The organism is Nocardia sp. NPDC005745, assembly GCF_040630775.1.
GTDB lineage: Bacteria > Actinomycetota > Actinomycetes > Mycobacteriales > Mycobacteriaceae > Nocardia.
Map to the genome: position 1 here is coordinate 500340 of NZ_JBEXYF010000001.1, position 14462 is coordinate 514801.

Consider the following 14462-nt stretch of genomic DNA (forward strand, 5'->3'; position numbering starts at 1 on the left):
CCTACTTCTTCGGGAACTTCAGCTTGCTGAGGTCGAACCCCTCCAACCCGGGCGGCAACTCGTCCAAGCCGGCGGGCATGTTCGACAGGTCGGGCATTCCGGCAGGCAGGCCGGGCATGCCGCCCATTCCCGGGAAGCCGCCGCGCACCTTCGGCGGCGTGGGGCCGCGCCCACCCTTCTTGCCCTTCTTGCCCTTCTTCGCGTTGCCCCGGCGGCTGCCGGGCAGCCCCATCTGGCGGCCCATCATCGCCATCATCTTCTTGGCCTCGAAGAAGCGGTCGACGAGCTGATTGACGTCGGAGACCTGGACGCCGGAACCGTTAGCGATGCGCAGGCGGCGGGAGGCGTTGATGATCTTCGGATTCGCCCGTTCGGCCGGCGTCATGCCGCGGATGATCGCCTGCACGCGATCGAGCTGCTTGTCATCGACCTGCGCGAGAACGTCCTTCATCTGGCCCGCGCCCGGCAGCATGCCGAGCAGGTTGCCGATCGGGCCCATCTTGCGGATGGCCAGCATCTGGTCGAGGAAGTCCTCGAGGGTGAGCTCGCCACTGCCGATCTTGCGCGCGGCCTCCTCGGCCTGTTCGGCGTCGTAGACCTGCTCGGCCTGCTCGATCAGGGTGAGCACGTCACCCATGCCGAGGATGCGGCTGGCCATACGGTCCGGGTGGAAGACGTCGAAGTCCTCGAGCTTCTCACCGGTGGAGGCGTACAGGATCGGCACACCGGTGACCTCGCGGACGCTCAGCGCCGCGCCACCGCGGGCGTCGCCGTCGAGCTTGGTGAGCACCACACCGGTGAAGCCGACGCCGTCGCGGAACGCCTCGGCGGTGTTGACCGCGTCCTGGCCGATCATCGCGTCGAGCACGAACAGCGTCTCGTCCGGTTGCACGGCGTCGCGGATGCCCGCCGCCTGGCGCATGAGTTCCTCGTCGATGCCGAGGCGGCCCGCGGTGTCGACGATGACGACGTCGTACTGCTTCTGGCGCGCCTCCTCGACACCACCGCGCGCCACGTTCACCGGATCGGCGGCCGAGATGCCCAGCGGGTTCTCCCCGCCGCCGACAGACGTGCCGGGGTGCGGCGCGTAGACGGGCACGCCCGCGCGCTCGCCGACCACTTGCAGCTGGGTGACGGCGCCGGGGCGCTGCAGGTCGCACGCCACGAGCAGCGGCTGATGACCCTGGCCCTTCAGCGACTTCGCCAGCTTGCCCGCGAGCGTGGTCTTACCGGAACCCTGCAGACCGGCCAGCATGACCACCGTCGGCGGGTTCTTGGCCAGGTTCAGCCGCCTGGTCTCGCCGCCGAGGATGCCGACGAGTTCCTCGTTGACGATCTTCACGACCTGCTGGGCCGGGTTCAGCGCCGCGCTGACCTCCGCGCCCTTGGCGCGCTCCTTGATCCGTCCGATGAAGCCGCGGACGACGGGCAGCGCGACGTCGGCCTCCAGCAGCGCGAGGCGGATCTCGCGGCAGGTGGCGTCGATGTCGGCCGGTGACAGACGCCCCTTACCGCGCAGATCCTTGAGGGCACCGGTAAGCCGGTCGGACAGGGATTCGAACACCGATCGCGCTCCTGATCTCGGGGGACGTCACATTCTCTCCCAGGGTAATGGGATCACCCGCGTGTTCGCGCAGGCGGTGCGTCCTTCCGGGCCGAGCGCGGTCCTGCTAGTCGAGCACGCGGCGGCGCGGCTTGGCGGTTTTGCGGTAGTCGTGGTTCTCCTCGGCCACCATGAAGACCGCCTCGTTGGCGGTCAGACCCAGTTCCAGGGCCAGGTCGTCGAGGACAGCCCACTCCGCCGTGCTCGGGATGGGCGAGGTGGCGACCCTGGACGCGATCGTCATCGCGGTCACCGCCTGTCGCCCGGTCAACGTGCGGCCCGGAAGCCAGGAGACCACCCAGCGGTCGCCGCCGACGCAGCGTGCCATGTGCGTGGTCTCGTCACTCGTCATCGTGGACGCCGAAACGACTTCAATTGCCATCGACCTGCTCCCCTCGTGCTCGCGATAGCCGGACGCCCTAGATCGTATGGTCCGGCCGCCGAGCGGGAGTTCGGATGCAGCAAATATCCTGCAACAGATTGATCACCGGATTATCCGCAGCTAGCGGCTACTTTCCGGGTCGGGAGCAGTCGCTTCGGGCGGCTTGGGCGCAGTTTTGGGAACCACCGCGAGGAGCGCTTTCTCGATCGCTTCCCGGCGGGCGGGGCCGTCCTCGGATCCCAGATCCAGGCAGAAGCTGTCGACCACCGCCGATCCCATCGTGACGACCTTGGCCCAGCGGACGTCGGCTCCGCAGGCGGCCAGTTCGGCGGCCAGGCGGCTGAGCAGGCCCACCCGGTCCTCGGCGCGCAGCTCCAGGATCACCTGGCCGGGTGCGGAGGTGTCCGACCAGATCACTCGGGGCCGAGCCTGCGCGTACCGGCTCCGGCCGATGGTGCTCGCCTCCCGCTCGCGTTTGGCCAGCGCCCCGGGCACATCCAGATCGCCGGCCGTGGCGCGGATCAGTTCCTGGCGCAGCAGGCCCGGGTCCGGCGGATCACCGAACTTGGGAGCGACGACGAAAGTGTCCACCGCGGACGCGCCTTCGACCCCCAGCGCGGCCGACAGCACCCGCAGCGAGTGCAGCGCGAGCACGCCCGCGGCGTCGGAGAGCAGCCCTGGGCTGTCCGGCGCGATGACGGTCACCGTGTAGGTGTGTTTGCTCTCACCGGGCTTCAGGTCCACATGCACCCCGCCCGCTCGGGCCTTCTCGATCAGTTCCGGTGCGATCGGCTCCGGCGTCGGCAGCTGGTCGCCCGCCATGACCAGTCGGCAGCGGCGGACCAGCTCGCCGATCAGTGAGGCCTTCCAGTCGCCCCACACACCGGGGCCGGTGGCCAGCGAATCCGCCTCGGCCAGGGTGTGCAGCAGTTCCAGCAGCTGCGGATCGCCGTCGAGGGTGTCGACGACGGAGCGCACCGTCTCCGGATCGGACAGGTCGCGCCGGGTGGCGGTTTCCGGCAGCAGCAGGTGGTGGCGGACGATCGCGCTGAGCGTCCGCACGTCCGAGGGCCACAAACCGAGGCGGCGGCCGATGTGCGTGGCGAGTTCCGCGCCGACGAGGCTGTGATCGCCCGCGCGGCCCTTGCCGATGTCGTGCAGCAGCGCGCCGAGGGCGAGCAGGTCCGGGCGGGCCACCCGGGTGCTCAGCCCGCCCGCGTAGGCGACCGTCTCCATGAGGTGGCGGTCGACGGTCCAGATGTGCTGGACATCGCGCGGCGGCAGGTCGCGCACGGCGCCCCATTCCGGCAGCAGCCTGCCCCACAGTCCGGTCCGGTCCAGCGCCTCGACCGCGTCGATGCTGCCGCGGCCCGCGCCCAACAGGACCAGCAAGTCGTTGAGGGCGTCCTTGGGCCACGGCTCGCGTAGCTCGGGGGCGTCCTCGGAGAGCCGGTTGAGGGTGGTGGCCGACATCGGCAGGCCGGTCTGCGCGGACGCCGCCGCCACGCGCAGGATGAGGCCGGGATCACGCTGCGGGCGGGCATCCCGGGCCAGCACGACCTCGCCCGCGTGCTCGACCACTCCCTCGTCCAGCGGCCTGCGCACCGGCATCCGGCGCAGGCGCGCCAAGCCCCGGCGCGGCAGCGCGTTGGCCGCGGTGCGCAGCCCGACGTCCACGGAGTAACTGACCGTCCGGGCCGAATCGCTCAGGGTGCGAGCCAGATCGAACCGATCGCCGACGCGCAGGGCCGCGCCGATCTCGTCGGCGTCCTGCGCCCGCAGCTGGTCCCGGGCCCGGCCCGCCACCCGGTGCAGCTCGGTGCGCACGTCGAGCAGGCGCCGATGCGCCTGTTTCAATCCGCCGCCGGGCACGTCCGGACCGAGGTCGGGCATGGCATCGGTCAGCTGGGCGATGGCCAGCGCGTCGAGCAGCTGGATGTCGCGCAAGCCGCCACGCCCGTTCTTCAGATCGGGCTCGGCGCGGTGGGCGATCTCGCCGTTGCGCTCCCATCGGGTCTGCGCCTGGGCGATGAGCTCGTCGAAGCGGGAGCGGATTCCGGTGCGCCATTCCCGGCGCACCCCGCCGATCAGCAGATTGCTCAGGTCCTGGTCGCCGACGATGTGCCTGGCCTCGAGCATGCCCAGCGCGGCGATGAGGTCGTCCGCGGCCACCCGCAACGCCTGCGGAACGGTCCGCACACTGTGGTCGAGTTTGATGTGCGCGTCCCACAGCGGATACCAGAGCTGATCGGCGACCTCGGCCACCCGGGCCGGGTCGACGTCGTCGTGCAGCAGCACCAGATCCAGATCGGAGTACGGCAGCATCTCGCCGCGGCCCAGACCGCCGACGGCCACCACGGCCAAGCCGCTGTCGGGGGCGATGCCCAGTTCGGCGCCCTTGCTCGTGAGCCACAGTTCGTAGAGGTCGACCAAGGCCTGGCGCAGCGACTCGGCGTCCAGCCGGGGATTGCGCGGCTGGCCGCCGTCGAGCAGTTGGGTTCGCGCGCGGACCAGGTCGGCCGCCCCGTTGGACACCTTGCCGCTGCCTCCGGTGACCTTCGGCTCACCGTCGTGCTCGTATTGACTATCCACAACCCACCGCCCAGTTCACGCGCGCGGCCCCGCTCCGGCCGGAGCTCCGGCGGGAGCGGGGCCGCCGCTCGATCGATATCCCGCTACAGCGCGTCGGTGCCGCGTTCGCCGGTCCGGACCCGGATGATGGACTCCACCGGGGTGACCCAGACCTTGCCGTCGCCGATCTTGCCGGTGCGGGAGGCCTCGACGATCACTTCCACGACCTTGTCGACGGACGCGTCGTCCACGACGACCTCCACGCGGACCTTCGGCACGAAGTCGACGGAGTACTCCGCGCCGCGGTACACCTCGGTGTGGCCCTTCTGCCTGCCGTACCCTTGGACCTCGCTGACGGTCATGCCCAGCACACCCGCCTGCTCGAGCCCGGACTTGACGTCCTCGAGCGTGAACGGTTTGACGATTGCGGTGATCAGTTTCATGTCGTCATGCCTCCTTGACGGCCGAACGTGCCGTGCTACCCAGAGCGGCGAAGTCGTAGGCGGTTTCCGCGTGCTCGGACTCGTCCAAGCCCACCGACTCTGCTTCCTCGCTCACGCGCAGCCCAATGGTGAACTTCACGATATAGGCAATGATCAGCGTCGCGATGAAGGAGAACGCAAGTACCACACCGGCGCCCACCGCTTGCCGCCACAACTGATCGACGCCACCGCCGTAGAGCAGGCCGGTCTTGCCCGCACCCGCCTCGGGCGCCGCGACGAAACCGACCATCAGGGTGCCGACGATGCCGCCGACCAGGTGCACGCCGACCACGTCGAGCGAGTCGTCGAAACCGAACTTGAACTTCAGGCCGACCGCGAGGGCGCACAACGCGCCCGCGACCGCGCCGATGGCCAGCGCGCCGAGCACGTTCACCGAGGAACACGACGGGGTGATGGCGACCAGGCCCGCCACGATGCCCGAGGCCGCGCCGAGCGAGGTGGGCTTGCCGTCGCGGATCTTCTCCACCAGCAGCCAGGCCAGCATGGCGGCGCAGGTCGCGACGGTGGTGGTGACGAAGGTCGAACCGGCGAGGCCGCCGGAGGTGACCGCGGAACCGGCGTTGAAGCCGAACCAGCCGAACCACAGCAGACCGGCGCCCAGCATGACGAACGGCAGGTTGTGCGGACGGAACGGGGTCGTCGGCCAGCCCTTGCGCTTGCCGAGCACCAGCACCAGGGCCAGACCGGCGGCACCGGCGTTGATGTGCACCGCCGTGCCACCCGCGAAGTCGACCGCGAGCAGTTTGTTCGCGATCCAGCCGCCCTCGTGCACGACGTTGCCGTCGGCGTCCTTGACGTCGAAGTCGAACACCCAGTGCGCGACCGGGAAGTAGACCACCGTGGACCAGATGCCCGCGAACAGCAGCCACGCGCCGAACTTCAAGCGGTCGGCGACCGCGCCCGAGATGAGGGCAACCGTGATGATGGCGAACATCAATTGGAAGGCAACGAAGACGGTGGCCGGAATCGTGCCCGCGAGCGGGATGTTCACCGCTTCGGTGGTGACCGCGCCCGCCGCGTCCTTGACCTCGGCGACCGAGTTGCCCCCGATCAAGCCCTTCAGGCCGAAGAACTGCGTCGGGTCACCGATCACGCCGAATTTGTTGTCGCCGAAAGCCGTCGAGTATCCGTACAGCGACCACAGCACGCCGACCAGGCCCATGGCGCTGATGCTCATCATGATCATGTTGAGCACGTACTTCGACCGGACCATGCCACCGTAGAAGAAAGCAAGGCCCGGCGTCATCAGCAACACCAGCGCCGAGCTCGCCAGCATCCAGGCGGTGTCACCGGTATCCGGTGCACCGGTAAGTGGAAAAGCCACCTTAATGTCCTCCTCATCTCGGGCCCCGCCGATTCCGGCAAATGGACCTGAACAGAAGGGTCCTTACTCGGTGTTTCATCCGTAGAGCTGATGTGTTTCACCTACGTGAACGGATGGCGCAGCCGTGTTGCCACTACGTTTCGTCACCTACACCGGGCGTTTCGCGGCGTTGTGAGGACCGCGCCGGGGAATCGGACATTCGTTACAGCGGAGGAGGACTCGGCAAACATCCGGGGTGTGATCGGCCTCGCATCCCGGCGGGAAGCGGCTCGCGGCGAACCGTCGACCGGAACGCCACGAGCCGCAGCCCCTTTCGAAGCGGGAGGATCAGCCCAGCAGCGCGTCCACGAACGCGGCCGGCTCGAACGGAGCCAGATCGTCGGCGCCCTCGCCGAGTCCGACCAGCTTCACCGGCACGCCCAGTTCGTGCTGGACCTGGAAGACGATGCCACCCTTGGCCGTGCCGTCCAGCTTGGTCAGCACGACGCCGGTGATATCCACCACTTCGGCGAACACCCGGGCCTGGGTCAGTCCGTTCTGCCCGACCGTCGCGTCCAGCACGAGGAGGACCTCGTCCACGGCGGCCTTCTTCTCCACGACCCGCTTGACCTTGCCCAGTTCGTCCATCAGCCCCGTCTTGGTGTGCAGCCGCCCCGCGGTGTCGATCAGCACCACATCGACGCCGCGCTCGACACCCGCGGCCACCGCGTCGAACGCGACCGCGGCCGGATCGGCGCCCTCGCGGCCGCGGATGGTGTCGGCGCCGACCCGCTCACCCCAGGTCTGCAACTGGTCCGCGGCCGCGGCGCGGAAGGTGTCGGCCGCGCCGAGCAGCACCCGGCGGCCGTCGGCGACGAGCACACGCGCGAGCTTGCCGGTGGTGGTGGTCTTGCCGGTGCCGTTCACGCCGACCACGAGCAGAATCGACGGATGGTCCGGGTGCGGCAGCGCGCGCACCGCGCGGTCCAGCTCCGGTCGCAACTGCTCGACGAGCACATCGCGCAGCACCGCACGCGCCTCGTCGGTGGTGCGCACGCTGCGCGCCGCCATCTCCGCACGCAGCCGGGAAACGACGGCCGTGGTGCTGGCGGTGCCGAGGTCGGCCAGCACGAGGGTGTCCTCGACCTCTTCCCACGAGTCGTCGTCCAGGTCACCGCCGCCGAGCAGGCCGAGCAGGCTCTTGCCGACGGCGTTCTGCGAGCGCGACAGCCGTCCGCGCAGCCGGACCAGGCGTCCGGCGGTGGGCTCGATCTCCTCCAGCGCGACCGGCGCCTCGACGCCGGCGGGCGTGTCGGGAGCGACGACTCCCGTGGCGGCGGCATCCTGGGCCGCGGTGTCGGCGACCGGCTCGACGGTCGCGTCCGCGACCTCGGTCTCGTCGGCCGTGACCGGCGCGGGGCCGGTCACCGGGCTGTCCGGCGGTGCCGCCTCGCCGGTGGCGGGCTCCGCCGCCTCCGGCTCGGCGGGAGCGGCGGCACCGGCAGCGGGCGGGGCCTCGGCGACGTCCGCCTCCGGCAACGGAACATTGGTGATGCCGCGTTTGGGCGCGTCGCGCGGGATCGCGGCGTCGTCGCCGACGTGCGGCTGTCCTTCGGTGTCGGTGCGCTCGACCGGTTGCGGCTCGGTCGCCGTGCCGCCCCTGCTGAAGGTGAATCCGCCGGACGCGGTGTAACCGCCGGACCGGTCGGTCACCTCCTTGTCCTGCGTGGGCGGTGTCAGCGACACGCGGCCACGCCGGTACCGGACGAAACCGGCGACGAGCACGACGAGCAGCAGTGCGGCGACCGCGGCGATCAGGATCCAAACTTCGGGACTCACGCGGACCATCCTTGCAGACCGACCGTCACGGGCCGGGCCCCGAGCCGCACCCGGCGCGCGAGTCGCAGCACCGGGCCGACGGCGTGACCTCGGGGAACACCGCAGGTACCGGGCCGTGCACAAGCCCTGCCCGGCACCGACACAGCCCCCGAGATTTCTTGTCCTGCGGAACTTCTCGCGAAGGGACAATAGGATCGGCGACGTGACCGATCGAAACGTGCTTGGGGGGCCGCTGGAAGAGTGCGGCACCGATCCTCTCACCGGCTTCTACCGGGACGGCTGCTGCAGTACCGGGCCGGAGGATCTGGGCAGCCACACCGTGTGCACCGTCGTCACGGCAGAATTCCTGGAGCATCAAGCTTCCATCGGAAATGATCTGAGTACTCCGCGTCCGGAAAACAATTTTCCTGGCCTCCAGCCCGGCGATCGGTGGTGCGTGGTGGCCGTGCGGTGGCTGCACGCGCACGAGGACGGCGTGGCCGCGCCCGTGGTGCTGGCGGCCACCCACGAGAACGCCCTGGAAGTGATCTCGATGGACATTCTGCGTAAGTACGCCGTCGACGTGCCCGACGACGTCAGCGACCTGCTCTGAGCGAGGGGGAACTTCCCTCCTCTGCCCGCGGCGGGTCGCCGCGAGGAACCACCGCCCCCGACGGCGAACCGGCGTCCGATCGGATGGGTGGCGCAGCAGAGCGCCGAATGGCACAGATGCGCCATTCTCGCTACCGGGCCTCCGCGACCCGCCGGCGATGCGCCTTCTGGCGGCATGCCGCCGAGCAATACCTCGCCCGGCGGCCCGTCCCGGACCGCGGCACCGCCGCGTGGCACACCGGGCAGCGACCGTCCCCGGTTTCGTTACGTTCACCTGATTCGTTACGGTTTTCGATCCCGGCATCCTGTTTCGTCACTGCCGGACCGCCCGGCCGGGCGCGCAGCGCGTCGAGCACGAGCGCCGCGGTGCGGTCCACTTCGCCCCGCGCCTTGCGGAGTTGTTGAATCGCAACGCATCCGGTGAAGATCGCCAGCACGTCGTCGAGTTCGATGTCGGCCCGGACCGCCCCGTCGCGCTGGGCCGCGGCCAGCAGTGCGCCCAGGGCGCGATGGAAACGCACGCCCGCGCCCTGCAACAGCGCACGCGGCCAGCCGTCGTCGGACTGGACGAGATCGCACAGCGCCTGGTTACCCGGGGTTGTCGCGATCACGGCGGTGCACAGGTCGAAGAAGGCGGCGCCGGGGTCGGCTGCGCCGAGACGGTCGGCGGCCATTTTCGCCAACCGGTCGATGCGCTGCTGCATAACGGCTTCCAGCAGAGCGGCTTTCGTCGGGAAGTGGCGGTAGACGGTGCCCGCGCCGACGCCCGCCCTGCGGGCGACCTCGGCGAGCGACACCGACGCGCCCTGCTCCGCGAAGGCCCGCTGCGCGGCCGCCAGCACGAGGGCGCGGTTGCGCCGGGCATCGGCTCGGGACGGCCCGTCCGGGGCGAGCGAGGTGGTCATTTCGTTACGGCCTTCCTGGAAGCGACCTGGTGAATCGGGTCGAGCCACCCGTATCGTTCGAATCCGGGTTGACCGACCCGATTCTACCGAGCAGAGAAGGCGGAGCATGTCCCCTCAGCACAACCTCATCCTGGTCACCGGCGCCACCGGCAAGCAGGGCGGCGTGACCGCCCGCAGGCTGCTGGCGGACGGCAGGGCGGTGCGCGCGCTGGTCCGCGACGCACAGGCACCGGCCGCACAGGACTTGTCCGCGGCGGGCGCCGAACTCGTCGTCGGCGACTTCGACGCCCCGGAGAGCTTGCCCGCGGCGCTGGCCGGTGTCACCGGGCTGTTCCTGGTCCCGCCGGCCGCATACAGTCCGCAGGGCTGGGATGTCGACCTGGAAGCCGCGCGCGGACAAGCGGTCGTGGACGCGGCGCGCGACGCGGGCGTTCGGCAGATCGTGTTCACCGGCATCGCCTCGATGGGCGACAACGCGTCGTGGGGCGTGACGGGCAAGAAGCGCATCGAAGACGCCGTCATCGCCAGCGGCGCCCGCTACACCCTGCTGCGTCCGGTGCGGTTCATGGAGAACTACCTGCTGCGCACCTCACCGGTCGACGGCATCTTCGACGGTGTACACCGGCATCTCTTCCCGGCCGAAGGGCCGATGAAGGTGATCGCCCTGGCGGATATCGGCGATATCGCCGGTCTCGTCTTCGCCGACCCGGATGGATTCCACGGCCGCGTCCTCGAACTCGCGGGTGACGTGCTCGCCCCGCCCGCGGCCGCCGCGGCGATCAGCGCGGCCACCGGCCACTCCGTCCGGTATCAGGAGGTCGGCGAGGCCGAGGCGGACGCGATCGGCGCGGAGATCGGCAATACCTGGCGTTCGATGCGCCACACCGGCGGCTGGCGCGCCGACGTCGACGAGACCCGCGAAATCCATCCCGGTCTGCGGACATTCGACACCTGGCTCGCCGAAACCGGTGCGGCGCAGATCAAAGCGCTGCTGGACGGCGAAAAGGCCACCGCCGCGGTCAGCTGACAAGAACCCGGCCGATCCGCATGTGACGGCGTGACCTGTCGGCGGACCGGCGTGCTTTGCGCGTGAGGGTCCGTGCCCTCGTGACGGCGCGGCGGCTCAGCCCGCCGCGCCGACCGGCGCCAGATTCTCCCCGCGCAGCCGCTGGGAGATCACCTGGGTGATGCCGTCGCCGCGCATGCTGACGCCGTAGAGCGCGTCGGCGATCTCCATCGTCGGCTTCTGGTGGGTGATGACGATCAGCTGGCTCTTCTCCCGCAGCTGCTCGAACAAGCCGATCAGGCGGCGCAGGTTGGTGTCGTCGAGCGCGGCTTCGACCTCGTCCATCACATAGAACGGCGAGGGCCGGGCGCGGAAGATGGCCACCAGCAACGCGACCGCGGTGAGCGATTTCTCCCCGCCGGACAGTAGCGAGAGCCGCTTGACCTTCTTGCCCGGCGGACGGGCCTCCACCTCGATGCCGGTGGTGAGCATGTCCGAGGGGTCGGTGAGCAGCAGCCTGCCCTCGCCGCCGGGGAACAGTTTCGCGAACACCCCGACGAACTCGCGCTCCACGTCGGCGTATGCCTCGGTGAAGACCTGGAGGATGCGGGCATCGACCTCGGCGACCACGTCGAGCAGATCCTTGCGCGCGCTCTTGACGTCCTCGAGCTGGGTGGCCAGGAAGTTGTAGCGCTCCTCCAGTGCCGCGAATTCCTCCAGCGCCAGCGGATTCACCTTGCCGAGGGTGGCCAGATCCTTCTCCGCGCGCTTGGCGCGCCGCTCCTGGGTCTGCCGGTCGTATGGCATCGGCGCTGGCTCGCTGACCTGCTCGCCCCGCTCCTTGGCCTGCTCATACTCCTGTAGTTCCAGCGCCGAGGGCGGCAGCGGCACGTCCGGACCGTACTCGGCGATCAGATCGTTCAGCGCGATGCCGAACTGCTCGGCGATCGTCGCCTCCAGTTGCTCGATGCGCAGCGCCGCTTGCGCCTTCGCCACCTCGTCCCGGTGCACGGCGTCGGTGAGCTGGGACAGCTGCGCGGTGAGCGCACGCACCCGCTCCTTGATCTGCTCGACCTGCGCGGCGCACTCCGAGCGCTTGCGCACCAACTCGTCTCTGCGGGCACCCGCCGCGGCGACCACCCGCTCGAGCTCGGCGGCGATCTTCGCACCGGATTCGGCGACAGCGGCGGCCACCTCGGCCGCCTTCTTGCGCGCGGCCGCCGCGCGTTCGGCGCGGGCGCGGTTCTCCCGCTCGGCATGGGCGGCGCGGCGTAGCGACTCCGCCTTGCCGCGTACCGATTCCGCGCGTTCCTCGGCGGTGCGCACGGCGAGCCGGGCCTCGACCTCCATCGCGCGCGCCTCGGCCAGCGCGGACGCCGCCTCCTCGCGCGCGCGGCCCGCGGCTTCGGTACCCGCGGCGCCCGCGCCGTCGGCATCCACCTCGGACTGTTCGAGTTCCGCGTGCCGAAGGCGATCCTCCAGGTCGGCCAGCGCGGCCAGCGCCTCTTCCCGGTTGGCCTCGGCGTCGTCGCGCTGGCCGAGCAGCCGTTCGCTCTCCGCGTGCGCGGTGCGGGCGGTCTGGCCGAGCCTGCCCAGCCGCTCGTAGATCGCCACCAGCGCCTGATCGGATTCGTGCAGGGCGAGCAGTGCCTGATCGACGGCGTCCTTGCGGTCGGCCTGTTCCTCGAGCGCGCCGGACAGCGCGGCCTCGAGTTCCTCGGCGCGCCGCTGCGCGGACACCAGCTCGGCCTGGGCGGCATCGATGTCGGCCTGGATCTCCAGCTGACTGGGCGCCCGATCGGAACCGCCGAGCAGCCAGCCGTTTCCGGCGAGGTCGCCGTCGCGGGTGACCACGCGCAGGCCGGGCCGGGAGGCGACCAGCGCGCGGGCGGCGGGCAGATCCTCGGCCACGGCGATTCCCGCGGTCAGCGCCGCGATCGCGCCGCGCACGGTGTCGGGGCACTCCACCACGTCGACCAGCCAGCGGGCGCCGCCGGGCAATGCGCCCGGGTGCGGCCCCTCGGCGCTCTCGGTGCCGAAGACGACCGCGGCGCGACCACCGTCGGCGTCCTTGAGCGCCTGGATGGCGGTGTGCGCGGACTCGCCGGTGTCGGCGGCGACGGCGTCGGCGAGCGGGCCGAGCGCGGCGGCGACGGCGGCCTCGTACCCACCGTGCACGCGCAGCAACGCCGAGAGCGGACCGAGCAAGCCCTGTTCGCGGTGCTCCACCAGCCAGGCCACCCCGTCGCGGCGCGCCAGGTTCATCCCGAGCGCCTCGATGCGCGCGCCGAGCGAGGCGACCCGCTTGCTCGCGTCGCGGTCCTGTTCGCGCAGTTCGGTGACGCGCTGATCGGCCAGTCCCAAGGCTTGTACCGCGTGCTCGTGCTGGGCGTCCAGACCGGCCTCGCCCGCGTCGAGTTCGTCGAGTTCGGTCTGCACCGTGTCGAATTCGGCTTGGGCGGCCTCGCCGCGATGGCGGGCGTCGGCGATGGCGACCGACAGGCGCGCGATCTCCGCGTCCACCGACTGCGCCCTGGCCCGCAAGGTGTCCACCTTGCCCGCCAACCGGGCCACGCCCTCGCGCCGGTCGGCGATCGCCCGCACCGCGGCCAAGTGCGCCTGCTCGGCGGCCTTGGCGGCGTGTTCGCGTTCGGCCAGCTGGTCTCTGGCCGCCTCCAGCGTCTCGGTGGCCATCTCGACCGCCTCGCGCAGCTCGGCCTCCTCGGCCTCGACACGATCGGCCTCGGCCTCGAGCTGTTCGGGGTCGCGGCCCGCGCCGACCGGAGCGGTGGTGTCCAGGTGGCGCGCCCGGTCGCCCGCGATGCGGATGGTCGCGTTGACCCGCTCGGCCAGCGCGGAGAGCTGGAACCAGATCTGCGCGGCGGCCTCGGCGCTCGGCGTCAACCGGGACAGCTGGAATTCCTGCTGCGCCAGCGCCGCGTTGGCGGCGTCCAGCTCGGACTGCACGGTGATCTGCTGCTCGCGCGCGTACGCCTCCTTGCTCTGCTGGCCCGCCAGCTCCGCGCGGCGGGTGACCAGGTCGTCGGCGGCCAGGCGCAGCCGCGCGTCGCGCAGATCGGCCTGCACGGTTTGAGCCCTTCGAGCCACCTCGGCCTGCCTGCCCAGCGGTTTGAGTTGCCTGCGCAGTTCGGTGGTGAGGTCGGTGAGCCGGGCCAGATTGGCCTGCATGGCCTCCAGCTTGCGAACCGCCTTCTCCTTGCGCTTGCGGTGCTTGAGCACACCGGCGGCCTCTTCGACGAACGCGCGGCGGTCCTCCGGGCGCGATTCCAGGATCGCCGACAGCTGCCCCTGCCCGACGATGACGTGCATCTCGCGGCCGATACCGGAGTCGCTGAGCAGTTCCTGCACGTCCATCAGGCGGCAGGAGTTGCCGTTGATCTCGTATTCGCCCGCCCCGTCGCGGAACATGCGCCGGGTGATGGAGACTTCGGCGTAGTCGATCGGCAGTGCGCCGTCGGAATTGTCGATGGTCAGCGTGACCTCGGCGCGGCCGAGCGGCGCGCGCCCCGCCGTGCCCGCGAAGATGACGTCCTGCATCTTGCCGCCCCGCAGCGCCTTCGCACCCTGCTCGCCCATCACCCAGGTGAGCGCGTCGACGACGTTCGACTTGCCCGATCCATTCGGACCGACCACGCACGTGATGCCCGGCTCCAACCGCAGCGTCGTCGCGGACGCGAAGGATTTGAAGCCCTTCAACGTCAGACTCTTCAGGTGCAAGTTCGACGACCTTTCCGTGTT

The 14462-nt window shown here is 70.5% G+C and carries 10 protein-coding genes; 2 read left to right on the forward strand and 8 right to left on the reverse strand.

Annotated features, from left to right (window positions below):
* Nucleotide 1: 1 nt before the first annotated feature.
* The 6 genes from ffh to ftsY form a co-directional block, all read right to left on the reverse strand.
* Nucleotides 2-1564, reverse strand: a complete 1563-nt coding sequence (gene ffh, locus ABZ420_RS02530; RefSeq protein WP_357116305.1) for a signal recognition particle protein — start codon at nucleotides 1562-1564, stop codon at nucleotides 2-4.
* A gap of 106 nt (nucleotides 1565-1670) precedes the next feature.
* Entirely contained in the window at nucleotides 1671-1985 is a 315-nt protein-coding gene (locus ABZ420_RS02535) for a hypothetical protein (RefSeq protein WP_040868323.1), read from the reverse strand.
* A 120-nt stretch (nucleotides 1986-2105) separates the two neighbouring features.
* The gene (locus ABZ420_RS02540; RefSeq protein WP_357116307.1) at nucleotides 2106-4577 is read right to left on the reverse strand and encodes a [protein-PII] uridylyltransferase; all 2472 of its coding nucleotides are present in this window, start codon (nucleotides 4575-4577) and stop codon (nucleotides 2106-2108) included.
* Between the two features lie 83 nt (nucleotides 4578-4660).
* Nucleotides 4661-4999, reverse strand: coding sequence for a P-II family nitrogen regulator (locus ABZ420_RS02545; RefSeq protein ID WP_040868325.1), 339 nt, complete (start codon nucleotides 4997-4999; stop codon nucleotides 4661-4663).
* Nucleotides 5000-5003: 4 nt separating this feature from the next.
* Complete coding sequence (locus ABZ420_RS02550; protein ID WP_357116309.1) at nucleotides 5004-6383, reverse strand: ammonium transporter; 1380 nt, start codon at nucleotides 6381-6383, stop codon at nucleotides 5004-5006.
* A gap of 327 nt (nucleotides 6384-6710) precedes the next feature.
* A complete protein-coding gene (gene ftsY / locus ABZ420_RS02555) occupies nucleotides 6711-8201 on the reverse strand; it encodes a signal recognition particle-docking protein FtsY (protein ID WP_357116311.1) in 1491 nt (496 codons plus the stop codon).
* Nucleotides 8202-8403: 202 nt separating this feature from the next.
* On the opposite strand from ftsY, the gene ABZ420_RS02560 reads away from it, so the two are divergent.
* On the forward strand, nucleotides 8404-8793 hold the full coding sequence (locus ABZ420_RS02560; protein WP_019048221.1) for a DUF2237 domain-containing protein: 390 nt from the start codon (nucleotides 8404-8406) through the stop codon (nucleotides 8791-8793).
* A 130-nt stretch (nucleotides 8794-8923) separates the two neighbouring features.
* Here the strand turns inward: ABZ420_RS02560 and ABZ420_RS02565 are convergent, their stop codons facing one another.
* Entirely contained in the window at nucleotides 8924-9634 is a 711-nt protein-coding gene (locus tag ABZ420_RS02565) for a helix-turn-helix domain-containing protein (protein WP_357116313.1), read from the reverse strand.
* Nucleotides 9635-9803: 169 nt separating this feature from the next.
* On the opposite strand from ABZ420_RS02565, the gene ABZ420_RS02570 reads away from it, so the two are divergent.
* Nucleotides 9804-10724 carry an NmrA/HSCARG family protein gene (locus ABZ420_RS02570; RefSeq protein WP_357116315.1) on the forward strand — a complete coding sequence of 307 codons (921 nt, stop codon included), beginning with the start codon at nucleotides 9804-9806 and terminating at the stop codon, nucleotides 10722-10724.
* 96 nt (nucleotides 10725-10820) lie between these two features.
* Here the strand turns inward: ABZ420_RS02570 and smc are convergent, their stop codons facing one another.
* Complete coding sequence (gene smc, locus ABZ420_RS02575) at nucleotides 10821-14441, reverse strand: chromosome segregation protein SMC (protein ID WP_357116317.1); 3621 nt, start codon at nucleotides 14439-14441, stop codon at nucleotides 10821-10823.
* Nucleotides 14442-14462 lie beyond the last annotated feature (21 nt).